Below are 25,819 nucleotides of genomic sequence, written 5' to 3'. Positions count from 1 at the left end.
CAAACGGCGGCACCAACCAGTCGTGGTACCTGCGGCCCACCGGTAACGGCTACTACACCATCGTCAGCCAGGCCAGCGGACTCGCGGCCGACGTCTACGCCGCCTCGACCAGCGACGGGGCACAGGTCGTGCAGTGGACCGCCACCGGCGGCACCAACCAACAGTGGCAGTTCGTACCCGCCTGACCAGTAGCAGAGGTGAGTGTCAAGTTCGGCCGCCGGTGACCAGCTGACGATCGTTGTGCTGTCTACTCGGGCGCGGGGGTTCCCGCGTCCGAGTAGACCACGATCCGATCTCGGCGGAATTGACGCCCATGCTCTTGCCGAATCGATTCGAGAATGCGGAACCGTTGTCCGTAGCTCAGACCCGACGGGCTGCGGGCGCCGAACGACATGACGCACAACCCTTCAGCCTCGGTGTCGAGAGGAACTCCTGATGACGGACCTGCCCGTGAGCCGTAGGCGCCTGCTCGCCACCGCCGCTTTGACCACCGGCTCGGCGGCCCTGATCCCGGCCGTGGGCGCCGGACGGGCCGCCGCCGCTGCGCCTCAGGTCACCCTGCCCGAGCGCGGGATCTACGACGCGACCGCGGCGACAACCTGGACGGACGGGTTCCTCGTCGGCAACGGCGAGTACGGCGCGGTCCTGTACGGAACGCCGACCCTCGAGAAGGTGATCTTCAATCACCACCGCTTCGTGATGCCCAACGGCAGCCGGGGTGTGACCCCGCCGGTACTTTCGGGGCGGCTGGCCGGCGTGCGGGACAAGGCGCTGGCCGGGAACTACGGCGGAGCCAACACGGATTTCGCGGCCGGCTGGAGCCTGCGCTGGACCCAGACCTACCACCCCGGCTTCGAGTTGCAGATCAGCACGCCCGGCATGACCACGGCCAACGGATACGCCCGCAGCACCGACTTCCGGACCGGGGAGGTCACCTCCACCTGGACCGACAGCAACGGCACCTGGACTCGCCGTGCCTTCGCCTCCCGAGCCGACAACGTCGTCGTACACGAATTGACCCCGGCATCCGGCCGATCGATCGACGCGACGCTGAGCGCCAACACATCCCTCGCCGGTGTCCCCAGCTCGGTCCGTTTCACCACCCAGGCCAGCGTCATTGACGGCTCCGGCTACCTGAACCTGCGCGGCACCTACCCGTCCGGGCAGGGCGCGTTCGGCTTCGAGGGCGTCACCCGGGTCGTCGCCACCGGTGGCACGGTAGCCGCGAACGGGTCGACCATCGTCGTCACCGCGGCGACCAGGCTCCTCCTGCTGACCAAACTCGACCGGTACGAGTCACCAACGGCCTGGGACAGCAGGCCGTTGCACGCGGCGCTGGCCGCAGTGCGCGCCGACTATGCCGAGCTGCGGACCCGACACGTCACCCTGCACTCGGCGATGTACGACCGCTCCCGCCTGGACCTGAACGTCTCCGCCGCCGACCGACAGTTGTCGACCACCCAGCTGATCGCCCGGCAGAACGCCAACCGCAACACCATCGACCTGGCCCTGCTGGAGCGCCTCTACGACAGCGGCCGTTACCTGTTCATCACCTCCAGCGGCGTACTGCCGCCACGGTTGACCGGAATCTGGGCCGGCACCTGGAACGGCGCCTGGGCCGACGACTTCACCACCGATGCCAACATCAACCTGCAGGTCGCCGGCGGCAACATTCTCGACCTCACCGACGCCATGCAGGGCTACTTCAACCTGATCCTCGGTCAGCTCGCCCATTGGCGCACGAACGCTCGCAACCTGTACGGCGCCCGCGGCTTCCTGGCCCCGTCGCGAACCGACGGCGAGTACGGGTACATGCTGCACTTCGACCCCGGCTTCCCCGGCCAGTGCTGGACCGGTGGCGCGGACTGGTTGCTCTACCCGCTGCTGGAGTATTACCAGGTCACCGGGGACCGGACGTTCCTGGCTGAGAAACTGGGACCGGCGCTGATGGAGCTGGCGCTGTTCTACGAGGACTTCCTGACCCGCACCGACTCGGCCGGCCGGGTGGTGTTCGTGCCGTCGTTCTCGATGGAGAACTCGCCGGCCAGCACGAACGTCCTGCTGGCGATCAACGCCACCGGCGACATCCAGGCCGGCAGACACGCCCTGCGGGCGGCTGTCGAGGCCGCCAACGCACTCGGTGTCGAGCAGGGTGCCGGTCAAGGTGTCGCCCGCTGGACGGCCCTGCTGGCGAAGCTTCCGCCCTACACGGTCAACGGCAGCGGCGCCCTCGCCGAATGGTCCTGGCCGGGACTCACGGATCGCTACAACCATCGGCACGTCCATCACCTGTACGGCGCGTGGCCCCTGCACGAGATCAATCCCGAGGAGGCGCCCGGGCTGGTCACCGCGGCGCTCAAGGCCCTGGCGCTGCGCGGCGACGAGAACACCTCGGCGCACGGCAGCCTGCATCGAGCCCTCGCCTCCGCTCGGCTCAAGGACGCCGCCGGCGTCTACAGCAACCTCCGGAAGATCATCGGCAACAACATGGTCTTCCGGTCGCTGATGACAGCGCACAACCCGAATCTGGAAACCTACAACGCCGATGCGGCCCACACGCTGCCGGCCGTGCTCAGCGAAGCGCTTGTGTACACCAGGCCCGGCGTCATCGAGCTGCTGCCCGCCCTGCCCGGCCAGCTCGCCAGGGGCACCATCACCGGGGTCCGCGGACGCAACCAGGTCCGCATCCACAGCCTCTCCTGGGATCTGCCCGGTCGATCAGTAACCGTGGTACTCACCTCGACGATCACCCAGGCGATCACCCTCCTCAGCCGGCGCGGGATGGCCTCCATCACCACTTCCGCGACGGTCACCCCCTCGCCGCTCGGCCCGAATGCCCGGGTGATCTCGTTGACGGCCGGGCAACAGACACAGGTTGTCGTAGGCCTGCCAGCCGCCGCCGGCGGCATCGTTCGACTGGTCAACCGGCGCAGCGCAAAGGTGCTGGACGTCAACGGCGGCTCCACCACGGACGGGGCAACTGTCATCCAGTGGCCGTGGACCGGCGCGACCAACCAGCAGTGGCGGCTGCTACCCAACAGCGACGGCTCATTCCGGCTGTCCGGTGTCAAGAGCGGAAAAGTCCTGGACAGTCCGGGTGGCTCGGGCCAGGGCGCGGCACTCGTTCAATGGGCCGACAATGGCGGACGTAACCAGTGGTGGAACCTCGTCCCGGCGACGACCAGCGGATACTACCGGTTCGTCAACGTGAGCAATGGCTGGTGTGTCGGGGTCGAAGGCGGCTCCACCGCGGACGGCGCCAGGGTGGTCCAGCAACCGGTCAGTGGCGAGATCAGCCAGGAATGGCAGATCCTTGATGCCTGAGGCGGAAGGTCAGAGGCACTGGTCGCAGCGGCTCCGGGCAATGGGCCGCCAGATTTCCGGCTGGCGCCCGCCAGTCTTCGTCTGACCTTCAGGGAGCACCCGTCAGTCGATCGCCTCTTGCGCGCCGACTCCGCAGGGCGCTGGCACGAACGACGTGGGCTGGGTTTACGAAGCCCTGGACGGTCGGGACGACGGCATCACGTGTGGTGCCGTGGTTACGCATTGACCATCTCTGATTTCAATAGTTAACATGTGACGTCTGACGAATGTTGGATCGCCCGGACACCCCCGAAGGACTCAGGCGACGTCCTCGCCGACGTTCCGCTTCTTCCGCCCTGCGATCGTCACCACCCGGGCGGCTGGGGCCACCGCTGCGTCGCTCGGCTGCGCGAAGGAGACAAGATGTCTGAAGTGACACGAAGGAAACTCCTCGGAGCCGGGGCGGCTGGGGCTGGTGTCATGCTGCTACCGGCGGGTTGGACCGCAGCCGCTCGGGCCGGGTCGACTGCACCCCCACAGGTGCTGGCAGCCAACGACATGGCGTTGTGGTACGACGAGCCGGCGGGTTCGGATTGGCTACGGGCTCTGCCGATCGGTAACGGGCGGTTGGGCGCGATGGTGTTCGGAAATGTCGACACCGATCGGCTGCAGCTCAACGAGGACACCGTGTGGGCCGGTGGCCCGTATGACTCGGCCAACACCCGCGGTGCGGCCAACCTGGCGGAGATTCGGCGGCGGGTCTTCGCCGATCAGTGGACGCAGGCGCAGGATCTGATCAACCAGACCATGCTGGGCAGTCCGGTCGGGCAGTTGGCCTACCAGCCGGTCGGCGACCTGCGGCTGGCTTTTGGCAGTGCCAGCGGGGCGTCGCAGTACCAGCGGACCCTCGATCTGACCACGGCCACCGCTACCACCAGCTACGTGCTCAACGGGGTGCGGTTTCAGCGTGAGGTGTTCGCGAGCGCACCGGACCAGGTGATCGCGATGCGGTTGACCGCTGACCGGGCAAACGCGATCACGTTCACCGCCACGTTCGGCAGCCCGCAACGGACGACCGTGTCCAGCCCGGACGCCGCCACGATCGGCCTCGACGGTGTTTCGGGCAGCATGGAGGGCATCACCGGGCAGGTCCGGTTCCTTGCTCTGGCCAATGCCGCCGTGAGCGGCGGTACGGTCAGCAGTTCCGGCGGCACGCTGCGGGTCTCCGGCGCGACCAGCGTCACCCTGTTGGTGTCGATCGGGTCCAGTTACGTCAACTACCGGACCGTCAACGGCGACTACCAGGGCATCGCGCGGCGGCACCTCGCCGCGGCCCGCACCATCGGCTTCGACCAGTTGCGTGGCCGACATGTGGCCGACTACCAGGCGCTGTTCAACCGGGTGTCGATCGATCTGGGACGCACCACGGCGGCCGACCAAACCACCGACGTGCGGATCGCGCAGCACGCGAGTGTCAACGACCCGCAGTTTTCCGCGCTGCTGTTCCAGTACGGTCGCTACCTGCTGATCTCCTCCTCGCGGCCGGGCAGCCAGCCGGCGAACCTGCAGGGGATCTGGAATGACCAGATGGCTCCCTCCTGGGACTCGAAGTTCACCATCAACGCGAACCTGCCGATGAACTACTGGCCGGCCGACACCACCAACCTGGCCGAGTGTTACCTGCCGGTCTTCGACATGATCAAAGATCTGACGGTGACCGGCGCCCGCACCGCTCAGGTGCAGTACGGCGCAGGGGGTTGGGTCACCCACCACAACACCGACGCGTGGCGCGGCTCGTCAGTGGTCGACGAAGCCCTGTGGGGAATGTGGCAAACCGGCGGCGCCTGGCTGGCCACGATGATCTGGGACCACTACCAGTTCACCGGAGACGTCGAGTTCCTGCGCGCCAACTACCCGGCCATGAAAGGCGCTGCCCAGTTCTTCCTCGACACGTTGGTCAGCCACCCGACGCTCGGCTACCTCGTCACCAATCCGTCGAACTCGCCCGAGCTGCGCCATCACACCAACGCCAGCGTGTGCGCGGGGCCGACGATGGACAACCAGATCCTGCGTGACCTGTTCAATGGCGTCGCACGGGCCGCCGAAGTCCTCAACGTGGATGCCTCCTACCGCGCCCAGGTACTGACTGCCCGGGACCGGCTGCCGCCGACACGGGTCGGGTCCCGCGGCAACGTCCAGGAATGGCTCGCCGACTGGGTGGAGACCGAGCGGACGCACCGGCACGTCTCCCACCTGTACGGGCTGCACCCCAGCAACCAGATCACCAAACGCGGCACACCACAACTGCACCAGGCCGCACGACAGACCCTGGAACTGCGCGGCGACGACGGCACCGGCTGGTCACTCGCCTGGAAGATCAACTATTGGGCTCGGCTGGAAGACGCCACGCGCGCCCACAAGCTCCTCGGCGACCTGGTACGCACCGACCGGCTCGCCCCGAACATGTTCGACCTGCACCCGCCCTTCCAGATCGACGGCAATTTCGGCGCCACCTCCGGCATCGCCGAAATGCTGCTGCAAAGCCACGCCGGCGAACTGCACCTCCTGCCCGCACTCCCATCCGCCTGGCCAACCGGGCAGGTCACCGGGCTCCGGGGCCGCGGCGGATACACCGTCGGCGCCACCTGGAGCAGCAGCCGAATCGAGCTCGTCGTCACTCCCGACCGCGCCGGACCCATCCGCGTTCGCAACCGGATCTTCGCCGGCACCTTCGAACTGCGCGACGAGACGAGCGGCAGCGCCGTCCAGCCGACGCGGATCGAGGCCGATCTCGTGGAGTTCACCGGCCAGGCCGGCCACACCTACCGCGCGTCCGCGGTCAACTCGGGGCCGGTCGAGACTGGTGCGTACTACCGACTCGTGGCCCAGCACAGCGGCAAGGCCGCCGACATCAACGGTGCGTCCACCGCCGCCGGCGGATTGCTGATCCAGTGGGCGAGCAGCAGCGGACAGAACCAGCAGTTCGAGTTTGTGCCGGCCGACGGTGGCTACTTCCGGATCAGGGCCCGGCACAGCGGCCTGTTCCTGCAGGTCGCCAGCAACAGCACTGGTGCCGACATCACCCAGCAACCCGACGCGTCCAACGCGGCCAGCCAGCAATGGCGGGTCGACGACCAGGGCGGCGGGGTGGTCAGACTCATCAACAGGCAAAGCGGTCTGGCAATGGACGTCTGGCAGGCCTCGACCGCCGACGGTGCCCGCATCTCCCAGTGGACACCCGGCACCGGTGCCAACCAGCGATTCAAACTTGTACGAATCTAGAGGCTGTCTCATAGCTACAGATCGCGCACGGGCAGGTTGGTCCACTGCGCGTCGGTGTATCGGGTGTGTTGTCAGCGCCGCATCAGTCGCGGCTCTGGCAACTCACTCGGCGAGCAATCCTGGTGGTGGTTCACGGTGTGGCGAGGGCGCGTTTGTGGAGGAGGTCGAGGCTCGCGCGGTCGTACATCTATCGCTTGGTCATCTTGATGCGGTTGACGTTGCCTCCGAGGGGTCTGAGCTCACCGAAGTCGCTGTCACGCGGCCTGCCCGGTCGAGTAAGCCGAGCAACGCGGTGTCAGCTGGCATCAGGGCCGAGGCGTCGCATCAGCACCGCGTACCCGCGCCCCGAGCCGACGAAGCCGAGCTTGCGGTAGAGCGCGAGAGCCGCCGGATTGGTGTCGCTCACCCGGAGGCGAACCTGCTGAAAGCCTGCGGACCGAGCCCTGCGGAGGGCGTGTGTGATCATGGCGGTGGCGAGGCCACGGCGGCGCCAGGGGACTCGGCTGCCCAGACAGTGCAGCACTGCGGTGGGTTTCTCCGTGTCGTCGTCGGCGAGCGCAAACAGGAAGCCGGCCACGGGGTTCTCGGCCCCATCCGCCTCCACGAGCACCAGGCAGGACAGGTCGGGCAGGAATCGGGGGTGCGCGATGGCGTGCGCTGGCCAGGTGCGCTGGTCCGGTCGGATCGCAGACGGGCTGTCGGCGTAAGCCTCGTTGTGGGCCAGCCGCGCCAGTTCCTCGTAGCGCTCGTCGACGGGGCTCGACACCAGGCCAGGCGGCAGCACTTCGGTGGGCAGCGACTCCGGCAGCGCCAGGACCAGGTCCCGCTCGTGCCGGACCAACTCGAAGCCGTGCCGGGCCAGCAACTCGTGTCCGACGCGATCGTTCTCGGCGCACCGGGTGCCGAGAACGGCTGCCTGCGCCGATCCGCGGACCTGCCGCACCTGCTCGGCCTGTCCGAGGAGCCACTGGTACAACTCCGCACGGACGTCGTTCGCGGTGTCGGGACGGACCACGTTGGCCAGCCGGATCCGGAGGACATCATCGACCTCGCCCATCTCCGCGACCTCCCCGTACGCGGCGACGTCCCCGTCGTCATCGCGGCCGACCCGGGTACCCGACCCGAGTTCCGGCCCGAGAGCCGCCAGCCGTGTCGTGACGTCGTCAGCGTGCTGCTCAAGGCCGACGGGCGCAGCCGCCTCGACTCGCCGGAACAGGGCCGCCAACGACACCGCATCGGCCAGCGTGGCGGGTTTCCAAGACGCGATCTTCATCGACCGTCATCCTATTGGGCCGACGCCTCGCGCGGGGGGGCCGGTCGCGCAGCACCGGGTTGACAGGGTGGCAGCTGGACACCGAACAGGCATGTCCACAGTCAAGGAACAAACGGCGGGATGGTCTGGTCGCCGGCTTCCAACCCCTGGCGACTCAGCATCTACCTCGACCTTTGTCGAACCGGCTGGCACCAGGTGCGAACACGCTGAAGAACCCGACCAGTTTCTCGCGCCCCTCGGCCACGGCAAAGTGACCGGTCTGTGGAACTCAGGACCAGCGCGCGGGCCATAAGATCCGCTTCTATGGTCCGCACCACGCCTCCGCGTCCCCTGGACATCACCGCACTCTTCCCCGAACTGCGGGAACATTCCCTCACGGCTACCCGCCTGCATCCCCGACCCGGCGCTCCGACCGTTACGGACAGCTCGGTCGGTGGACCGCTGCTGTGGCCGGCCGACGAGGCATGGCCGGTCTGCGACGACGCCGGGGCGCACGAGCCATACAACCTGACCACCCCGGCCGCCCTGCTCCGCAGGCGGGAGATCCTCGCGACCGCAGAAACCCGGGAGCCGCTGCCGGGCGGGGACTTCTTGACTGCGGAGGAGCGGGCCGAGCTCGATGCGGCCGACGCTCTGGACCTCGACGACCTGACCGAGGATCCCATCCCGCTGGTCCCGGTGGCGCAGCTGTACCGACAAGATGTCCCGGACTACGCCGGTCCGGACGGTACCGACCTGCTCCAGGTGCTCTGGTGCCCGGTGGACCACTCGGACCGGCACTACAGCCCTCGCGTCTTTCTCTACTGGCGCGACAGTTCTGCCGTCGGCCCGCTGCTCGAGGCGCCTCCCGAGCCGCCCGCGATCAGCGACATGTACCTGCCGGTTCCGTGCGTGGTGCACCCCGAGCAGGTCCGCGAGTACCAATACGCCGACCTGCTCCCCGATGACCTACGCGAGCGGCTCGACGAGTGGGATGACGACGAAGACCAGAGCCGTCCCCACTATCAGAGCGACCTGTCGCTGGCGCCGGGATGGAAGGTCGGCGGGTACGCGAACTGGTCACTGACCGATCCGTACCCAATGGAATGTGCTGTCTGCGGTGCCACGATGACCTTGATTTTCACCGTGGACTCGGGCGACTGGAACGGCATGAATTGCAGCTGGCGCCCGTCCGAGGAGAACCCGGCCGCGTCCCCAGACTTCGTCGGTGTGCAGATCGGGCGTGGCTATTCGCTGTACACCTTCCGCTGCCCCAAATCATTCGATCACCCCCCTGCCACCGCTATGCAGTGACGCGGTCGCCCTCCACTGCCCGCCGGCCTCCGAATTGCATTCGACTCGACGTGAGCAGACGGGGCCTGCTCCGGCCCCTCCACGCCGGAACAACCTCGTCAGCGCGGTCGCGTTGATGGTTGCTCGCCGGTCCAGCTTTGCCGCAGGCTGTCGATCAGGCCGATGAAGACAGCGAAGGCATGGTCGACGCGTTCGCGGTCGTTGGTGGCCAGGAGGTCGAGCTGCAGGCCGCGCGCCTGGGCCACGATCATCGATGCGATCAAGGGCGCTTGCTCGCTGGGGCATCCTTCTGCCAAGACCAGCCGCTGTATGAGCCCAAGCGCGTCGTGCATTGCTTGCTGAAGGAAACGCTCATAGCGCTCCGGCTCTCGTGTGGCCTGAGCGAAGACCTCGAACAACAAGCGATAGACCGGCAGGCGGTCTGCGGTCGTCGACCGCCGCCACCACGAGCCGAGGTCGGCCAGGCTGCCGGATGAGCCGGCTAGGCCGGCCGCGTCGGCCAACCGCTGGCGAAGCACATCGGTCACCTCGATGAGGAGGGCCTCCTTTGTGCCGAAGTGGTGCAGCAGGGCCCCGTGGCTGACCCCTACCGCCTCGGCCAACGGCCGCATCGCCAGATTCGCCATCCCGTGCGCGAGAACGTAGCTGACCACGGCATCGAGCAGTTCGGGCCGCCGGTGCTGGTAACGCAGACGCCTACCGTCTACGTGCTGCGCGCTCATTCGTCTGAGGGTACCCACCTCCATAGTAGCTTGACCACGTGGTCAAGCTACTTCTAGCGTGGTCGATATGACCCCTGAGATCACCCGCCTGCACCACGTCGGTCACGTGGTCCGCGAAATGCCCGCCGCGCTCAAGCTGTATCGACGGCTAGGGTTCGCGCTGCCGACGCCGAGTTATCCCGCGATGGTGCCGCAGGACGGAGGCACACTCGAGCCGTTCGGCGCGGCCAACACCCACGCCGACTTTCCTCAGGACTTCGTCGAACTGGTGACCGTCGTCGACGGCGTAGGTAGTCGGGTGCCGGCCGACGCGCGACTGGTTCCGCTGGACGCCCCGCCCAGCGTGCTGCCGTCACTGATGGAGCGGATCAACGCCACCAGCGCAAATCTGTCCGACTGCCTGGACCGGTACGAGGGCCTGCACATCCTGATGCTGTCCTCCTCCGATATCGAGGCCACGGCAGCTCGCCTAACGAACTCCGGGATCAGACACGGCGGGGTCAACACTGTGCGACGCCCAGCAGTCCCCCGAGTCGAAACAGTCCGATATCTGGAGATCGACGGCGTCCAACCTGGCGTGGAGGCAGAAGGCAGGATCGGTGTCGCCGCGGATCTGGATCCCGGAATCCAGGGCTCCCGCGCAACCGACCATCCCAACGGCGCCGTCGGTCTCGTCGACGCTACGCTCTGCATCGCCGACTCCGAGTTGGACGCTGTCCGGACACGCTACGAGGCTTACCTTGACCACACACCCAGGGCCAACGCGCGTGGGTGGGTGTTCGATCTCGGCGCGGCAACACTGACCCTCGTGCGGGCATCCCGCCTCGCCGAGGCTCTGCCCGGACAGCAACCACCGGCACTGCCCGCCCTCGTCGCCTACACGGTCGGAGTCCGCGACCTGGCCGCGACGAAGGAACTTCTCCGGGCCAATGAGGTTCCGCTCTGTCGAGCAGCATCCGGAGAGCTTTTCGTGCCAGCCACCGCCGCGTTCGGAACGGTGATCGCCTTTCGTTGAATCGACAGAAACACCTCTACATCGTTCGGAAACCAACGCACTGGTGTACGGTCCGCGACTCGCGATCGTGGGCAGCGCCGCACGTACGCCACCTGGCTCCCCCGCCGTCGCATCGCCCGCCTCCAGCATGGATCATCCGGCGCACTGTCGTCGGCAAAGCCGCGAGCGGCTGTCGTACCGGTGTGTGAGGCTCCGGGCATGGCGACTTTCGTTCTGATCCACGGCGGCGGGGGCAGCGCCTGGGACTGGCATCTCCTTGTCCCCGAGCTGATCAGCCGCGGCCACGACGTGGTGGCTCCGGAACTGCCGATCGAGGACAGATCCGCGGGGTTCGCCGAGTTCGGCCAGACGGCCGTCGACGCGATCGGCGACCGGAGCGACCTCGTGGTCGTCGGACACTCGTACGGTGCGTTCACCGCGCCGCTCATTGCCGACAAGCTGCCGGTGCGGCTACTCGTCCTGCTTACACCGATGGTCCCGGAGCCTGGTGAGAGACCCGGTGACTGGTGGGCCAACACCGGTTACCGCAGCGCGGAAGGGCTCAGCGAGGAGCAGCAGTTCTACAACGGTGTGCCGGCCGAGATCGTCGCGGAGGCAGCGGCACACAGCCGGGACCAGGTCAGCGCGGAAGGGAACGAGCCGTGGCCCCTGGACTCCTGGCCAAACGTGCCGACGACGGTGCTCATCGCACGCGAGGACCGGTTCTTCCCAGCGGACTTTCAGCGGCGGGTTGCCGTGGATCGACTCGGCGTCGTCCCGGACGAGATAGACGGCGGGCACGCAGTGGCGCTCAGCCACCCGAAGCAACTCGCCGACCGCCTAACCGCATACCCGTTGCCCTGACAAGACAGGCTGCGCACTACCCCACGAGGTCCTGCGCTATGGTCCGCGCCTGCCTGCGTGGCCATGTGCCAAGCGCTGCAGGTGCGACCTCGATCCAGGAGCAAAGGGCCCCTCTCCAACCGCTGAAACAGCTCATATTCTCGCGCCGAGCATAAGTTGGGCCACCCAGGGATATCGGCAGTTTGCCGGCGCTCAGGATCACGGGCGGGAGTCCGGTGTGTGCCGGACGGGCCGGCGTCGCCGGACCGGAGGCCCGGCGAAGGCCCGTTCGGCGAGGTGTCGAACCCGGTATGGCACCGTGGCGTCGACGTACGACCGGCCGGGGTGACCCCGCTCGGCCAACCAGGCACTCGTCTGTGACGGGTCCATCGGCAACCGCGGGTAGTCGTCGAACGTCACACAGTCGCTACTGAGGTTGGCCCGGGTTGACAGGGCCCACAGCACATCCTCCGGAGTGCCCACGTCCACGTCGTCATCGGTGAAAATGACGAGCTTCGCGAAAGGGTGCGCGTCAAACAGTTCCCGGGCCAGTCGGGCGGGCGCGGCGTCCGAGCCGGGGCCGGTCTTGCGCAGGCTCACGGCGAGGGTCAACATGCCGCCCCCGGCGGGTGAGAAGTGTAGGTCCCGAACCAGATTCCAGTCCCGCGAGCGGCCGGCAAGCTGAACGGAGAGAGCACCGGCCAGCCCGAGAACCACCGACTGCTCTCGCCCCGGACCGATCATGGCCTGGTACACCGCCTGGTCCCGCACGGTCATCCCAGTTACCGTGATGACCGGAAGCGCCGCTTGGGCCGAGCCGTGGTAGCCGAGGAACTCCGGTAGGGAGCCACCCAGGCGGTCACCGAGGGTTTCGTCGGCGGTTGCGCCATCGAGGTAGCCCTCCAGGACGATTTCCGACTCCGCGAGCGCCCTGACCGGTTGTGTGACCGCGTCGGCCAGGGTCAGTGGCGCGCCGGCCAGAGCGCCCGCCACGGCGAGTTTGTCCACACCGGACGGCAGGAACCGTGCGTTGAGCGCCGAGGCGACCATCGCGGCCGGGGGCACCCCGACGTTGATCGAGACTGGTAGTCGGCGGCCCGCCCGCTGGGCCTCGGCGTAGCGGTGGCCCAGGGTGCGACCGGGGACCATCCAGAGGGTCAGTCGCTCCCGGTCGAGGACCAGCATCCGGTGCACCGACAGCGCGCCACCGTCGTCGGCGAGCACCATACCGGTCGTGAGGAAGGCGCCTGCGTCCCGATCAGTGGCCTGCAGCACCGGCAACGCGGTGAGGTCGACCGGCCGGCGCTCGGCCTGCCGAACGCCAAGGACCGCCGGGCGCGCCGCACCGAGCAGGCGTCGCACCGCCGCCCGGCCCACCCGGTCCGGGTAGCCGGGCAGCCACGCGCGTACCCGCGCGGCGTCGCCGTAAAGGCCAAGGAGTACGCGGGTGTCGTGTCGCCCCGCGACGCGGTAGCGGACGACGTCTTCGGCAGCGGCACGGGAGGTGGCCGGGACGGCCGCATACCACCGGGCGTAGTCGGCGGCGATGTCGCCGGAACCGAGCGGACCGCGTTCGTGGTACCGCTCCGGATTCGCACGGCGCAGCGCGGCGACGGCCGAACGCATCGACAGTGCCGGCGTGGTGGTGGCGCCGGACCGGGGCTCGTTCCTGATCATCGGCCCCCCGCCGCGTTCGCCGCGTCGCGCACCAGGGAGCCGTCGACGACCCGCATGCTGGCGGCGAAGAGGCCGGGGTGAGCGGCCCGGAGATCCGTAACGATCCGGTCATACGGCAGGTCACTGAACTCGCCGTGGGTGTGCAGAAACTCCATGTGGCGCCGACCGTCGAGGTCGTACGGGTGGTAGACGCTGTCGGTGCGCCCGTCGAACTCGAGCTGAGCCATCCGGTAGAGCCGGCAGAGCCTGCTGCTGAACACCGGGGTCGCCTTCACCCACCGCCCTCCGAGGAAGACGGTGGTGTAGCAGTGGTGGCGGAAAACGTCCCCACCCATCAGCGAACGCAGCCGGTCGGAGGTCAGGTGATTACGCACGTCGGCCAGGACCAGTCGGCTCGGTACGCCGATGGAACGCAACGCCGACGCGTACAGCACGGATTTGTGAATACACATACCGGTACCGGCGCGCAGCGTGGCGCTGGCCCGCAGCCCTTCTCGGGAAAGGTCCGCCGAATAGACCTCGTACGGGATTCCGTCGCGGATGGCGTAGTAGAGCGCCACGGCCCGCGCCTTCGGATCGCCCTCTGCTGGCGCGCTGCGGGCGACGAAGTCGACGACCTCCGGCGAGTCGTGGTCGAGAAAATAGGTGGCCGCGAGGTCGGCGGTCCCCGGCGCATCCGTACCCATTGCTTCCTCCCGTCGATGATCGAGGCCCAGTGGCCCGCCGGACCTCATCGCGCCACCGTGGCGGTGACGTAGCGGACCGGGACCTGGATGGTCAGCGGGCCGTCGCCGACTCGCATGGCGTCCAGCGCGGCGATGAGACGGTCCCGCAGATCCCCACTCTCCCGCTCCGGAAGGTGCTGCCACAGCAGGCGCATGCCCTGGGTGTGGGACCAATCCACCCAGGCGGTGCCGGACTCGGCGACCATGGCCACCTCCTCGTCCACCACGTCGGCCGCCCGGAACCCAGCGTCCGCCAGGGTGCGGACCAGGTCCGCGGGGTCGGAGAGCCAGCTGTTGAACCTGCGGGTCAGCTCGGCCGGCTGCCACTGCGGGGGCAGGTTACGCAGCAGCTCCCGAGGGATCAGCTCGGTGAAGACCGGCGGCAGGAAGGGAAAGGTGTCGGGGGTGAAGACCGGGCTGGTGAACCCGAGCCTGCCCTCGTCGTCGAGCAGGTCGGCGTACCGGGCAAGGGCGGCGGGTGCGTTGGGGAAGAAGATGACGCTGTAGCTGCCGGTCACCGCATTGAACGAGCGCGCCGGCAGGTCCGGGTGTTCGCCGTCCATGACCCGTACGTCCACAGTGGAAAGGCTCTGCCGGCCCGCTTCCTCGCGGGCAGCCGCGACCATCGCCTCGGCGATGTCGATGCCGAGCACCCGGCCGGTGGCGCCCACGCGCTCGGCTGCGGGAAAGAGGCAGGCGCCCCGGCCGCAGCCGACGTCGAGCACCCGCTCACCGGGCTGCGGGTTCACCCGCTCCACCAGCCGGCGTCCCATCGGGGTGAAGAACTCGACGCCCATCCGGTCGTACGAGGCGGCGGCGCTGTTGAACGCCTCTGTCACGGCCGTCTTGTAGGTCGTGGTGTCCACGGCGGCTCCCGGGTCGTGGTGGACAGGCGGCTCTCGCCTGATCTGCGTCGACCGTCCCCCGGCTCGGTGGAGCCACATTCGAGGACCACCGGAATACCGATGGGCCGGCCCGGGCCGAGCCAGGGTCGGGCTGGCGAGCGCCCGCGGCGAGACGAGGCGGCTCCAGCGGGGCTACGAGGTTCCTCGAGGCCGGCGTCCCACCATCGTCCTCAGTGATGGCGACGAGAGAGGGGTGCAGCATGCCGGAACCGACGCGTATCGCGGCAGGTGACCCGCGCTACGAGGACTTCGTGGTCCGCGGCGACAATGCCCGCTTCGCCCCCCGTCCGGATTCCTTCGTCCTGGTGCGCTCGACCGAGGAGGTGGTCCGTGCGGTAGATGATGCGGTCCGTGCTGGCCAGCGGATCGCGGTCCGCAGTGGAGGGCACTGCTACGAGGACTTCGTGGCAGATCCGGCGGTCCGGGTGGTGATCGACATGGCCGCCATGGACCGGGTGTGCTTCGACGAGGAACGGCAGGCATTCGCCGTCGAGCCGGCGGCCCGCCTGCTCGACCTTTACCGTGCCCTCTACCTCGGCTGGGGGGTGACCGTCCCCGGCGGGTCGAGCGAGCTGGTGGCGATCGGCGGGCACCTGCTCGGCGGCGGGTACGGCCCGCTGTCCCGCCGGTTCGGCACCTGCTCCGACCACCTGTACGCGGTCGAGGTGGTGGTGGTCGGTGCGGATGGCCGGGCGCGGGCCGTGGTGGCGACGAGTGACCCAGCGGACCCACACCACGACCTGTGGTGGGCGCACACGGGTGCGGGCGGCGGGAACTTCGGGGTGGTCACCCGGTACTGGCTGCGCAGCCAGGGTGCCGAGGGTGGTCCGAGCGATCTGCTCCCGCGGCCGCCGGCGTCGGTGCTGGCGTCGAGCACGATCTTCCCTCGCGAAGGGTTGACCCGAGAGGCGCTGCGCGCGCTGGTGGGCAGCCACGGTCGGTGGCACGAGCGCAACAGCTCACCGGACTCCCGGTACGCCGGGCTGTTCAGCGGGCTGGTGCTGTTCGCGGTTGCCCCGCAGGACGACCCGGGGATCGGGGCGATCCTGTTCAACCACCTCGACGACACCGGCGACGACGCTGAGGAGCTGTTGGCCCGTGCCGTCACGGAGATGACCGAGGGCATCGACGCACCTCGCTTCGACATGCCCGTCGAGCGGCGGCCTTGGCTGGCCACGATGCAGAAGCTGGCCCGGGCGCAGGACGGTGAGAACGGTCGCCACAAGATCAAGTCCGCGTATCTGCGGCGCGGTTACACCGACGCCCAGATCGACACGATCTACGACCACCTCTGGGGCGATGGTCATGCCTTCTCCACCGCGACCATCTCGCTCCAGTCGTACGGCTGCGCGGCGAACGCGGTGGTGCCGGACGCCACCGCGGTCGCCCAGCGGGACTCGGTACTGCGCGCCCTCTACCTGACCTCCTGGCACGACCCGTCAACGGACGAGGCGAACCTCGACTGGACCCGTCGCCTCTACCGGGACGTCTACGCGGCCACCGGGGGCGTGCCGGCACCCGACGAGCGCAACGACGGCTGCTACATCAACTTTCCCGACGTCGACATGACCGACTCGCGGTGGAACACCTCCGGGGTGCCCTGGCAGTACCTCTACTTCAAGGAGAACCACCCGCGCCTGCAACAGATCAAGAAGCGGTGGGATCCGCTCGCCGTGTTCTGCCACGCCCTGTCCGTTCAGTGAACGGGGCCGAGGAAAGGAATCCGATGTCCATCGACACCGCGGTCAAGCCCGAGACGAAGGACCCCAAACGCATCAAGCTCCAGGAGGCGGTCGACAAGCTGACCACCGTCGGCGCGGCCGGCGCCCAGTTCAGGATCACCACCGGCGGCGAGACGTTCACCGTGCACGCGGGGGTCCGCGAGTTCGGCCGGGACGAGCCGGTCCCCACCGACGGCAAGTTCCGCATCGCGTGCATCACCAAGGTCTTCGTCTCGACCGTCATCCTCCAGCTCGTCGGCGAGGGCAAGGTCGACCTTGACAAGCCGATGGCGGAGTACCTGCCGGGGCTGCTGCCACAGGGTGTTCAGGTGACAGTCCGCAACCTGCTCCAGCACACCAGCGGCCTGTACAACCACGCCGACGCCTTCCAGCGGCCGGGTGACCGGTTCGAGCGGGACCGGCACCGGCACTTCGACGCGGAGAAGCTGGTGAAGATCGCGGCGGACAAGCCGCTGAACTTCACCCCCGGCAGTACGTTCGAGTACTCGAACACCAACTACATCGTGCTCGGACTGCTGATCAGGGCGGTGACCGGCCGCAGCTACGCCGAGGAGATCCGGGCCCGGATCATCGAGCCGCTCGGGCTCACCGAAACCGTCCTGCCCGGCGACGACCCGAACATCCCGGGCGTACACGCTCGGGGCTACATGAAGATCAAGGGCAAGTCGGTGGACGTGACGGAGATGAACCCGTCCGAGGCGTGTTCGGCCGGCGAGATGATCTCGACGACCAAGGATCTGGACACGTTCCTGGTCGCGCTGGTCACCGGGAAGCTGCTCAAGCCGGAGCAGTTCGAGGAGATGAAGACCACGGTGCCGCCGGAGTGGGTGACTCTGCCCATGTCCAACGGCTACGGCCTGGGCTTCATGCCGCTGGTCACCTCCCGCGGGCTCAGCCTTTGGGGCCACGGCGGCGGCATCCCCGGCTACGCCACCTTCATCGGCAGCACCCTGGACGGCCGCCAGCGCCTGGAGTCGTCGATCACCCTTGACATCGACCCCGACGACTTTTCCGGTGTCTTCGAGGACGCGGTGGTGGACGCTATCAACGCCGCCGCTGACTGCCTCTGATCCGTACCACGACCAGGTGCGGCGGGTGTCGTCGCGGCCTATCCGGCGTCGGCCGGGCCTTCCCCGGCCCGGCCGACGTCGGCGCGAGCCGGTCCGGCCGAACGCTCGGCGACGATCACCGCGATGCCGTCGAGCACACGCTGGAGGCCGAACTCGAACGCATACTCCGGCCCGTACGCCGCGCCGTGCGCTTCGCCGGCCGCCGTGCCCACCCGGGCGGCCGTCGGGTAACTGCCCGACTTCATGAACTTCTCCAGCCAGGGGGCGTGCGACTGCCACCACTGGTTGTCCGTCATGCCGGTCTCGCGCTCCAGGTTGACCATGTCCAGTGCGACCCGGGCGGCGCTCCGGACGTGCCCGAGGACCAGGGTGAGCACGGAGTCCATCTCCACGTCGTCGAGGCCGATGCCGGCCACGGCAGCCAACTCGTAGTCGTACTTGGCGAGCAGGTTGGGGCCGAGCACGGGCCGGCTGGTTTCGGCGCGCAGGAGCCACGGGTGGGCCTGGTAGAGCTTCAGGTTCTCCCGGGCGATCTGCTCGAGCCGGGCTCGCCAACCGCCGGGGATCTCCGCCGGGCGCGCCATCCCGCCGTAGAGCACGTCGACCATGACGTCGAGCAGCTCGGCTTTGCCGGGGACGTACGTGTAGACCGACATCGTTCCGACGCCCAGCGCCTCACTGACCCGACGCATGGTGAGTGCGTCGATGCCCTCGACGTCGGCGATCTCGACGGCCGCCCGGACGATCCGGTCGACGCTGAGCCCCGGCCCGGCACTACGGCTGGTCGGCTCGCGAGTTCGCCAGAGGATGGCCAGGCTGCGGGCGGGGTCGAACTTCCCCCGTTGCTCCTTCGACATAGTGCGGCCATCCTACCGGGTCGCATACCGTACCGCGTACGGGCCGACCGGCGCGGGGACGCCGGCCGACCCGACTCGGCTCGGATCAGGCGGGTCGGAACTCGGCAGCGTGGTCGGCCGCCCAGCGGGCGAACGACGTCCCCGGCCGACCGGTCAGCTTCTCCACCGTCGGCAACACCATCGGCGGCCCGTCCACCGACTCGGCCAGGTAGCCGAGGACCATGTCGACCACCTGCACCGGCATGAACGCGCTCAGCTCGACCCGAGCTGCCTCAGGGGTGACCTCCTCGAACCGGATCTCATGGCCGACCGCCTCGGCGATCTGCGCCACCTGGACGCGCTGGTCCAGCGCCTCCGGGCCAGTCAGGTCGTACACCTGCCCGGCATGGCCGTCGCGACCGAGCGCCAGGGCGACCACCGCCGCCACGTCCACCTCGTGGATCAGCGCCCGCCGGGCCTGCGGGTAAGGACCCCGCACCACCGCCTCGGCGCGGATCGAGTGGCCCCACTTCCACAACAGGTTCGTGGCGAACTCGTCCGGCCGGACAAACGTCCAATCCAGGCCGCTGTCCTCGACCGCACGCTCCACGGTGCGGTGATAGACGCCGCTGAAGTTGGTCGCGTCGGCCGCGGAGGTGGAGGAGAGGACCACCACGTGTCGAACCCCGGCCCGCTTCGCCTGCCGCACCACCTGCACGGCGGTGTCGGGCACCGGAAACAGATACATCCGCTCCACCCCGCGCAGGGCGTCGGCAAGCCCTTCCGGCTCGGTCAAGTCGCCTCGGACGACCTCGACGTCGGCCGGGAACCGGCCCCGCTCCGGTGCGCGCGTCATCGCCCGTACCTTGTGGCCCTCGTTGAGCAGTGCCGTGAGCACGTGCCGGCCCACGTGTCCCGTCGCACCCGTCACCAGGATCGTCATTGCGTCCACCCGTTCCCTTCCCTCGTCGGGCCGCGCCCGATCTCGACACCGAGCATCACGACCTGCCCTTGAGGGGTCCTTGAGAGCAGGTCGCGAGGGTGGAACCAGACGACCGTCGGGCCACAAGGAGTGCACATGTCCATGACCACAAACGCGAAGCGGTCCCTGACCGACGACGACCGGACCCTGGCCGAGAACAAGGAACGCTGCCTTCAGATGGTGGCGGCGTGGAACCGATGGGAGCTGGACGGGATCATCAAGTACTGGGCGCCGAATGTCGTCCACTACTCGGAGGACCAGGTGGTCGACACCGACGAGATGATTCGCCGGATGGAGGGCGGCATCAAGGCTTTCCCCGACCTGCACCTTGACGTCAAGAGCATCATGGCCGAGCAGGATCGGGTCATCCTGCGGATCACCATCACGGCCACTCACAAGGGCCAGTTCGGCGACCTGGCGCCGACGCACCGGAAGGTGGCCTGGCACATCGTCGAGGAGCTGCGGTTCGTCGACGGCAAGGTAGTCGAGCACTGGGACGTCATGAACTACCTGCCGATGCTCAAGGAGCTCGGCAAGGTGCCGGCGGACGTCTGACCATGGGCCTCGACACAGACCAGACGGCACCGGTGAATCGCCGTGTCGTCATGACGTCCCCGGGCAGGCCGGAGGCGTTGGAGGTACACACCGGGCCACGCCCGTCCCCCCGACGCGGCCGGGTGGTGGTGCGGGTGGAGGCCGCGGGTGTCTCCTTCGCCGAGGTGCAGACACTGGGCGGACTGCACCCGTTCCCGTCGAAGCCGCCGTGTGTGCTCGGCTACGACCTCATCGGGAGGATCGTCGAGGTAGGACCGGGGGTCGATAACTGGCGGGCCGGCGATCGGGTGGTATCCATGCCACGCATCGGCGCCTGGCAGGAGTACGCGGAGGTGACCGTGAGGTCACTGGCCCCGGTCCCGGAGGACCTCGACGCGGGCGAGGTGGTCGCTCTGGTCTGCAACGGGGTCACCGCGTGGCAGATGCTGCACCGCTCCGCCCGGGTCCGCCCGGGCGGGGTGGTGCTGGTTCACGGGGCGAGCGGCGGGGTGGGCACCCTGCTCACCCAACTGTCCGTCCGCCACGGGGTTCGAGTGATCGGCACCGCGTCGCCGGCCAAGCACGACGCGGTGCGGGCCCTCGGTGGCGAACCGCTCGACTACCGCGACGACGTGGTCGCCGCGGTTCGGCGGCTCGCTCCCGGGGGCGTCGACGCGGTCTTCGACCACATCGGCGGCGCCGGCCTGACGGCAGGCTGGTCGCTGCTCGCCCCGGGCGGGACGCTCGTGTCGTACGACTCCTCGGTGGCGGGCTACCAGCCCGGCCAGTGGTTCCGGCCGCATCTGCCGGCGCTGCGCAGAGTGATCGGCTGGAACCTCGCCGGACTGGTCGGCGCGACCCGGGGCCGCCGGGCGAGGACCTACTACGTCAAGCCCGGTCCGCACTTTCGCGACGACCTGGCCAGCCTGTTCAGCCTGGTCCGCGACGGGGCGTTGCGGCCCACAGTGGCCCAGCGGTACCCGTTGGACGAGGCGGGCCGGGCGGTACGGGAACTGATCGACGGAGGTGTCGTCGGGAAACTCGTCCTGGTGCCTTGATCTGAAGACCGGTGGACCGCTGCGCCGACGGCGCTTTCACCGCCCGAGAAAACGGCCCGGGTCGCCACGTGCGACCCGGGCCGTTTAACCAGAGGTTCGAGCGGTGCTGGAGGCCGGCGACGCGGTAGGCCCGGGACTGACCCGCCGTACCAGCGGCCGGACGGACTGGAAACACCCGGCCGGCCGCGGCGACGGACGGGTCAGTCCCGGGACAGATCGAGCAGGGCGTCCGCCGGTTCGGGGCTTGGCGGCCCCGCCGGCCACCAGTCCCCCGACCGTTTCCGGAAGGGGTACCAGCGGCCGTCTCGGCCGTACCGCACCTGGACGTCGCGGCCAACAGTCCACCGGTTACGCCAGCTCTTCACCTCGGGCGCGGCGCCGCCACCCTCGACCGCCTCGCGCAACGCGTCGGTGGCCCGGGCGACCAACTCCTTCGGCGGATTGAACACCGCGTCGACGGCATCCACCCCGGCAGCGCCCGCGTACTCCCATGCATTGATGGCGCGCGGCAGCTCGGCCGCCCGGCCGCTGGCCTCGCCGATCCGCTTCGCCGCCCGCGAGCGCGGCATCCGGGCAGCCAGCCGGACGGCGTCCGGCCAGGCGCCTGGCTCCGGCGCGAGAATCTCCTCCGGGGTCGCGGCGAGCAGGTGCCGGGCTCGGTCAGCCGCATCGGCGACGAGCACACCGAGCGCCTCGGCGTCGATGCCGGGAGCCTCGTGCTCGGCGAGCAACGGGGCCAGCGCCATCGGCGCGCCAGACGCCGGACCGGGCGGGTCGGGCAACGGGACCGACGGGGCGGCGTACGCCTCGGCGGCCAGCGTGCCGGCGGCGCCGTCGTCCGCGGTGGCGATGGACCGGCGGGCGTTGCGCTCGCGCAGTTCCTCGATCAGCTCGGCCTCGCCGCGCCCGCGCAGCAGAAGCAACACGAACGGGTCGCGGTCGAGCAGCCAGGACGCCTGGTACGACAGCGCGGCGGCGTGCCGGCACGGATGGTCCCAGGCTGGGCAGTCGCACCGCGGTTCGAGGTCGCCGTAGCCGGGCAACAGGCGCACACCGGCATCGTCGGCGGTGTTGACCAGGTCGCGCGGCATGTCCCGGTCGAGCAGGGCCGCGATGTGCCCTGCCTTCGCGGCGACCTTGTCGAGCAGCCGGTCCCACTCCGCCTCGCTGAGCGTGCCGATGCGCACCACGGTGTCGTGCGGGGTGTACTGGTCGCCGTCGTGGACCGGCGCGGAGAGCCGGCCCGGGGAGACCGTGATCGACCCGACCTGCCCGGCGAAAGCGTATCGGCGGCCCTTCTTGAGCTGCTCCGGGTCCAGCGCGGTGTGCTCCATCGCCTCGATCCAGGCGTTGCCCCACCAGGTGTCGGCGAACTTCCTGCCGATCCGCTTACCCGGCCCGAACGCCGGAAAGCTGCGCGCACGCCGGTCGTCCCCGGAGAACCCCGGGTCGTCCTGCTCCAACTCGTCGTCGGAGTCGTCGAAATCGACGTCGAAGTCCACGTTGCCTTCCCTCATCCCTCGCCGCGCAGCTGCACGAGCCGGAGCAGTTCGGCGTCGGACAGTTCGGTCAGGGCGGTCTCACCGCCGGTGAGAACCGCGTCGGCCAGCCCCTGCTTGGACTCCAGCAGAGCGGCGATCCGATCCTCCAGGGTGCCCTGCGCGATCAGCCGGTGCACCTGCACCGGCTTGGTCTGCCCGATCCGATAGGCGCGATCGGTGGCCTGCTCCTCCACCGCCGGGTTCCACCAGCGGTCGTAGTGAATGACGTGATCCGCCCGGGTCAGGTTGAGGCCGGTGCCCGCCGCCTTGAGCGACAGCAGGAACACCGGCACCTCGCCAGCCTGGAACCGGCGCACCATCTCCTCGCGCTGGTGCACCGGCACGCCACCGTGCAGCAGCTGCGCCGGCACGCCCCGTTCGCCGAGATGGCGTTCCAGCAGCCGGGCCATCTGGACGTACTGGGTGAAGACGAGCGCACCGCCGCCCTCGGCCAGGATGATCTCCAGCAGGTCGTCGAGGAGCTGGAGCTTCTCCGACCGGCCGGTGAGCTTGCCCTGCGGCTCCTTGAGGTAGTGCGCTGGGTGGTTGCAGACCTGTTTGAGGCCGACCAGCAGCTTGAGCACCAGACCACGACGGGCGATGCCGGTGCCGCTGGCCCGAATCTCGGCCATGACCTCGGTGACCACCCGTTGGTAGAGCGTGGCCTGCTCGTCGCTGAGCGAGACGAGGTGATCGGTGATGGTCTTCGGCGGCAGCTCGGGGGCGATACCGGGGTCGGACTTGCGCCGGCGCATCAGGAAGGGTCGGACCAACCGGGACAGACGCTCGACCGTCGGGCTGTCCCGATCCACCTCGATGGGCCGGGCCCACCGCGAGCGGAACGTGCCGACCTTGTCGAGCAGCCCAGGGGTCGTCCAGTCGAGAATCGCCCACAGCTCGGAGAGGTTGTTCTCCACCGGGGTGCCGGTGAGCGCCACACGGGCCCGGGCCGGAATGTCGCGCAGCGCCTTCGCCGTGCCGCTGAGCCGGTTCTTGACGTACTGCGCCTCGTCGGCGACCACCAACCCCCAGGAATGTCCGGCGAGGGCCTCGGCGTCGACTCGCATGGTGCCGTAGCTGGTCAGCACGAACCCGCCGGTCAGGCCGTCGAGGGAGCGGGCGCTGCCGTGGAACCGGCGGACCGGTTCACCGGGGGCGAACCGCCGGATCTCACGCTCCCAGTTGCCGAGCACCGACGCCGGGCAGATCACCAGGGTCGCACCCGCGGTCGCCGACTCGGCCTGGCGACGCAGGTGCAGCGAGATGACGGTGACCGTCTTGCCCAGGCCCATGTCGTCGGCAAGGCAGCCGCCGAAGCCGAGCGAGGTCATCCGGTCCAGCCAACGCAGCCCGCGCACCTGATAATCGCGCAGTGTGCCGTCCAGCGCGGCCGGTGGCGTCACCACCTCGGGCCCACCATCGGGCTCGGCGACCCGCTCGCACAGTTGGCTCAGCCAGCCATCGGCCACCACCTCGACCCGCTCACCCTCGACGTCGGTGCTGCCGATCAGCACCGCCGCCAGAGCGTCGTACGCCTTGAGTGGCCTGAGCTGGCGTTCCCGGGCCTTGCGCGCCAGCTCGGGCTCGACAGCCACCCACCTGTCGCGCAGTCGGACGATCGGCCTTGACTTGGCGAGCAGGTCCATCTCGGCGTCGGTCAGCGGGGCACCGGCCAGAGTAAGCTGCCAACTCAGCGGCATCGGCGCCGCCGAGCGGAAGAACCCGGCCACCTCGGTTGGCTGCTCCGGCGGCGAGCTGACCAGCACCTGCGCGTCCAGTTCGCGGGAGAGCTGCGGCGGCCACTCGATGTCGATGCCGGCCTCGGTCAGCCGCGCATCGGCGCCGCCGAGCAGATCTGTCAGATCCTCGTCGAGCAGTTCCAGCTCGACCGGCGCGGCCTCGTCGAGCAGCCGCTCCAGCGGTGCCCACACGGCGGCGGCACGCCGGACGGCGAGCATCGCCTCGAACGTGGCGCCATCGCCGAGCCCGTGCTCGTCGCCCTCCCACAGCGCCGCCGCGTCGCTCACCAGCGTGGGGTCGGCGAGGCTGCGCAGCCGCACCACGCCGGAAACCGGCGTGCTGTCGAAGTCGCCCCGGCCCTCGAGGCGCAGCGCCACCCGCAGACCCGTGTCGACGCCGGCGGAGACCTCTCCCGCCCAGTCGCGCAGGTCGGCCGCCGGCTCGGGCTTCAAGCCGGTGAACCGGACGTCGCCGGTCAGCCAGGTGGCGGCGGGGATACGCGGCAGGGTGTCGGCTACCGCGTCGAGGAAGGCGTAGACCAGGCCCTCCGGCTCGGGCAGCACGAGCTGCTCGGCTCCCATGTCGACCGGCACGGCGCGGGCCTCGGGCGGCATCGCCGCGGCAAGGGTTCGAATGCGCTGCACGTCGGCGATGTCGAAGGGCCCCGCCCGCCAGGCGTCCCAGCCCTCCGGGGAGACCCCGGGTAGCAGTCGCCCACGGGCGGCCAGGTGCAGACCGGTAACCGCCACCGCCGACCAGAACGCGGCGGCGGGGGTGACGTCGTCGGCGTCGCGCAGCGCGAGGAGCTGACGGACCGCATCGCCGACCGGGATGGCACAGACCTGAGTCGTCGACAGCGTCACCACGCCATCGCGGGGAAGGGCGAGCTCCAGCTCCCCGCGCTCCCCCAAATCGTCGAATTCCGCCGGCAACGCTTGGCCGGTCGGGTCGTAAAAGCTGACCGCGCCCGTCCGGGGCGGGTCTCCCGGCTCGAAGACGACCGCGAACGGCCCGAGTCGCACCTGGCCTCCAGGGGTGGTTCGGGCGGGCGACGACTGCCCGCGAACGACGTGACAACACTAGCGTACAACGTACCGTATATTACACGATGCGGCCGGCGGTCCGGTGCCCTGCTGGCCGACCTGTCGGCAATCGGCGTGCCGCCAACCGAGACGCCCATCGATCCGGAACCGGCCGCACCGCCTCCGTGGGGCCTGCGGACGGGGGCCTCGCGACGTACCGGTGCGGGCCGCGACCCGACGACACGGCTTCCCTACGCGCCGCCGGGCCGCGGAGTCG

General features: G+C 69.2%; 19 protein-coding genes. 10 read left to right on the top strand and 9 right to left on the bottom strand.

Features of this window, described 5'->3' with window-relative positions; genetic code table 11:
• The 3 genes from C7C45_RS29815 to C7C45_RS29805 form a co-directional block, all read left to right on the top strand.
• On the top strand, nucleotides 1-185 hold a 185-nt coding region (locus C7C45_RS29815; RefSeq protein ID WP_146247445.1), incomplete at its 5' end, for an RICIN domain-containing protein.
• A gap of 250 nt (nucleotides 186-435) precedes the next feature.
• Nucleotides 436-3,324, top strand: a complete 2,889-nt coding sequence (locus C7C45_RS29810) for a glycosyl hydrolase family 95 catalytic domain-containing protein (RefSeq protein ID WP_110567691.1) — start codon at nucleotides 436-438, stop codon at nucleotides 3,322-3,324.
• Nucleotides 3,325-3,726: 402 nt separating this feature from the next.
• Nucleotides 3,727-6,585, top strand: a complete 2,859-nt coding sequence (locus C7C45_RS29805) for a glycosyl hydrolase family 95 catalytic domain-containing protein (protein ID WP_110567689.1) — start codon at nucleotides 3,727-3,729, stop codon at nucleotides 6,583-6,585.
• 295 nt (nucleotides 6,586-6,880) lie between these two features.
• Here C7C45_RS29805 and C7C45_RS29800 read toward each other — a convergent pair whose 3' ends face one another.
• Nucleotides 6,881-7,858 (bottom strand): GNAT family N-acetyltransferase, encoded by a 978-nt coding sequence (locus C7C45_RS29800; protein WP_110567687.1) that lies wholly within the window; start codon nucleotides 7,856-7,858, stop codon nucleotides 6,881-6,883.
• Between the two features lie 261 nt (nucleotides 7,859-8,119).
• Between C7C45_RS29800 and C7C45_RS29795 the strand changes: the two genes are divergently transcribed.
• Nucleotides 8,120-9,151: a hypothetical protein gene (locus C7C45_RS29795; RefSeq protein ID WP_208641446.1), complete on the top strand. Its 1,032-nt coding sequence runs from the start codon at nucleotides 8,120-8,122 to the stop codon at nucleotides 9,149-9,151.
• A gap of 98 nt (nucleotides 9,152-9,249) precedes the next feature.
• On the opposite strand, the gene C7C45_RS29790 is transcribed toward C7C45_RS29795, so the two are convergent.
• Complete coding sequence (locus tag C7C45_RS29790; RefSeq protein ID WP_110567701.1) at nucleotides 9,250-9,873, bottom strand: TetR/AcrR family transcriptional regulator; 624 nt, start codon at nucleotides 9,871-9,873, stop codon at nucleotides 9,250-9,252.
• Between the two features lie 67 nt (nucleotides 9,874-9,940).
• Here C7C45_RS29790 and C7C45_RS29785 point away from each other — a divergent pair, with 67 nt between their 5' ends.
• On the top strand, nucleotides 9,941-10,888 hold the full coding sequence (locus C7C45_RS29785; RefSeq protein WP_110567683.1) for a VOC family protein: 948 nt from the start codon (nucleotides 9,941-9,943) through the stop codon (nucleotides 10,886-10,888).
• A gap of 198 nt (nucleotides 10,889-11,086) precedes the next feature.
• Nucleotides 11,087-11,731, top strand: coding sequence for an alpha/beta fold hydrolase (locus tag C7C45_RS29780; RefSeq protein ID WP_110567681.1), 645 nt, complete (start codon nucleotides 11,087-11,089; stop codon nucleotides 11,729-11,731).
• 198 nt (nucleotides 11,732-11,929) lie between these two features.
• Here the strand turns inward: C7C45_RS29780 and C7C45_RS29775 are convergent, their stop codons facing one another.
• Genes C7C45_RS29775 through C7C45_RS29765 form a run of 3 tightly spaced genes read right to left on the bottom strand, consistent with a single transcriptional unit; the run spans nucleotide 11,930 to nucleotide 14,978 of the window.
• On the bottom strand, nucleotides 11,930-13,387 hold the full coding sequence (locus C7C45_RS29775) for a UbiD family decarboxylase (RefSeq protein WP_110567679.1): 1,458 nt from the start codon (nucleotides 13,385-13,387) through the stop codon (nucleotides 11,930-11,932).
• Nucleotides 13,384-14,073: a transglutaminase-like domain-containing protein gene (locus C7C45_RS29770; RefSeq protein ID WP_110567677.1), complete on the bottom strand. Its 690-nt coding sequence runs from the start codon at nucleotides 14,071-14,073 to the stop codon at nucleotides 13,384-13,386. Before C7C45_RS29770 ends, C7C45_RS29775 begins: the two co-directional genes overlap by 4 nt.
• A 44-nt stretch (nucleotides 14,074-14,117) precedes the next feature.
• Nucleotides 14,118-14,978, bottom strand: coding sequence for a class I SAM-dependent methyltransferase (locus tag C7C45_RS29765; RefSeq protein WP_110567675.1), 861 nt, complete (start codon nucleotides 14,976-14,978; stop codon nucleotides 14,118-14,120).
• Nucleotides 14,979-15,217: 239 nt separating this feature from the next.
• Here C7C45_RS29765 and C7C45_RS29760 point away from each other — a divergent pair, with 239 nt between their 5' ends.
• Nucleotides 15,218-16,720: an FAD-binding oxidoreductase gene (locus tag C7C45_RS29760; protein ID WP_110567672.1), complete on the top strand. Its 1,503-nt coding sequence runs from the start codon at nucleotides 15,218-15,220 to the stop codon at nucleotides 16,718-16,720.
• Between the two features lie 23 nt (nucleotides 16,721-16,743).
• Entirely contained in the window at nucleotides 16,744-17,829 is a 1,086-nt protein-coding gene (locus tag C7C45_RS29755; RefSeq protein WP_110567670.1) for a serine hydrolase domain-containing protein, read from the top strand.
• 38 nt (nucleotides 17,830-17,867) lie between these two features.
• On the opposite strand, the gene C7C45_RS29750 is transcribed toward C7C45_RS29755, so the two are convergent.
• A complete protein-coding gene (locus C7C45_RS29750) occupies nucleotides 17,868-18,686 on the bottom strand; it encodes a TetR/AcrR family transcriptional regulator (protein WP_110567668.1) in 819 nt (272 codons plus the stop codon).
• 85 nt (nucleotides 18,687-18,771) lie between these two features.
• The gene (locus tag C7C45_RS29745) at nucleotides 18,772-19,608 is read right to left on the bottom strand and encodes an NAD(P)H-binding protein (RefSeq protein WP_110567666.1); all 837 of its coding nucleotides are present in this window, start codon (nucleotides 19,606-19,608) and stop codon (nucleotides 18,772-18,774) included.
• A 135-nt stretch (nucleotides 19,609-19,743) separates the two neighbouring features.
• Between C7C45_RS29745 and C7C45_RS29740 the strand changes: the two genes are divergently transcribed.
• Both C7C45_RS29740 and C7C45_RS29735 read left to right on the top strand, forming a co-directional pair.
• A complete protein-coding gene (locus C7C45_RS29740; RefSeq protein WP_110567664.1) occupies nucleotides 19,744-20,202 on the top strand; it encodes an ester cyclase in 459 nt (152 codons plus the stop codon).
• Between the two features lie 50 nt (nucleotides 20,203-20,252).
• Nucleotides 20,253-21,239, top strand: a complete 987-nt coding sequence (locus C7C45_RS29735) for a zinc-binding dehydrogenase (RefSeq protein ID WP_208641441.1) — start codon at nucleotides 20,253-20,255, stop codon at nucleotides 21,237-21,239.
• 200 nt (nucleotides 21,240-21,439) lie between these two features.
• On the opposite strand, the gene C7C45_RS29730 is transcribed toward C7C45_RS29735, so the two are convergent.
• Together C7C45_RS29730 and C7C45_RS29725 are read right to left on the bottom strand one after the other, a co-directional pair.
• Nucleotides 21,440-22,741: an SWIM zinc finger family protein gene (locus C7C45_RS29730; protein ID WP_244200643.1), complete on the bottom strand. Its 1,302-nt coding sequence runs from the start codon at nucleotides 22,739-22,741 to the stop codon at nucleotides 21,440-21,442.
• A gap of 11 nt (nucleotides 22,742-22,752) precedes the next feature.
• Nucleotides 22,753-25,542: a DEAD/DEAH box helicase gene (locus C7C45_RS29725; protein WP_110567659.1), complete on the bottom strand. Its 2,790-nt coding sequence runs from the start codon at nucleotides 25,540-25,542 to the stop codon at nucleotides 22,753-22,755.
• Nucleotides 25,543-25,819 lie beyond the last annotated feature (277 nt).

The sequence above is a fragment of the Micromonospora arborensis genome (assembly GCF_003205615.1).
GTDB classification, from domain to species: Bacteria; Actinomycetota; Actinomycetes; order Mycobacteriales; family Micromonosporaceae; genus Micromonospora; species Micromonospora arborensis.
This window is presented reverse-complemented; position numbering and strand designations above follow the sequence as displayed.

Excerpts from the sequence above, each read along its gene's own strand:
- C7C45_RS29810 (WP_110567691.1), top strand. The coding sequence starts at position 436 with ATGACGGACCTGCCCGTGAGCCGTAGGCGCCTGCTCGCCACCGCCGCT.
- C7C45_RS29760 (WP_110567672.1), top strand. The coding sequence starts at position 15,218 with ATGCCGGAACCGACGCGTATCGCGGCAGGTGACCCGCGCTACGAGGAC.
- C7C45_RS29735 (WP_208641441.1), top strand. The coding sequence starts at position 20,253 with ATGACGTCCCCGGGCAGGCCGGAGGCGTTGGAGGTACACACCGGGCCA.
- C7C45_RS29790 (WP_110567701.1), bottom strand. The coding sequence starts at position 9,873 with ATGAGCGCGCAGCACGTAGACGGTAGGCGTCTGCGTTACCAGCACCGG.
- C7C45_RS29755 (WP_110567670.1), top strand. The coding sequence starts at position 16,744 with ATGTCCATCGACACCGCGGTCAAGCCCGAGACGAAGGACCCCAAACGC.
- C7C45_RS29780 (WP_110567681.1), top strand. The coding sequence starts at position 11,087 with ATGGCGACTTTCGTTCTGATCCACGGCGGCGGGGGCAGCGCCTGGGAC.
- C7C45_RS29805 (WP_110567689.1), top strand. The coding sequence starts at position 3,727 with ATGTCTGAAGTGACACGAAGGAAACTCCTCGGAGCCGGGGCGGCTGGG.
- C7C45_RS29785 (WP_110567683.1), top strand. The coding sequence starts at position 9,941 with ATGACCCCTGAGATCACCCGCCTGCACCACGTCGGTCACGTGGTCCGC.
- C7C45_RS29775 (WP_110567679.1), bottom strand. The coding sequence starts at position 13,387 with ATGATCAGGAACGAGCCCCGGTCCGGCGCCACCACCACGCCGGCACTG.
- C7C45_RS29770 (WP_110567677.1), bottom strand. The coding sequence starts at position 14,073 with ATGGGTACGGATGCGCCGGGGACCGCCGACCTCGCGGCCACCTATTTT.
- C7C45_RS29750 (WP_110567668.1), bottom strand. The coding sequence starts at position 18,686 with ATGTCGAAGGAGCAACGGGGGAAGTTCGACCCCGCCCGCAGCCTGGCC.
- C7C45_RS29745 (WP_110567666.1), bottom strand. The coding sequence starts at position 19,608 with ATGACGATCCTGGTGACGGGTGCGACGGGACACGTGGGCCGGCACGTG.
- C7C45_RS29740 (WP_110567664.1), top strand. The coding sequence starts at position 19,744 with ATGTCCATGACCACAAACGCGAAGCGGTCCCTGACCGACGACGACCGG.
- C7C45_RS29800 (WP_110567687.1), bottom strand. The coding sequence starts at position 7,858 with ATGAAGATCGCGTCTTGGAAACCCGCCACGCTGGCCGATGCGGTGTCG.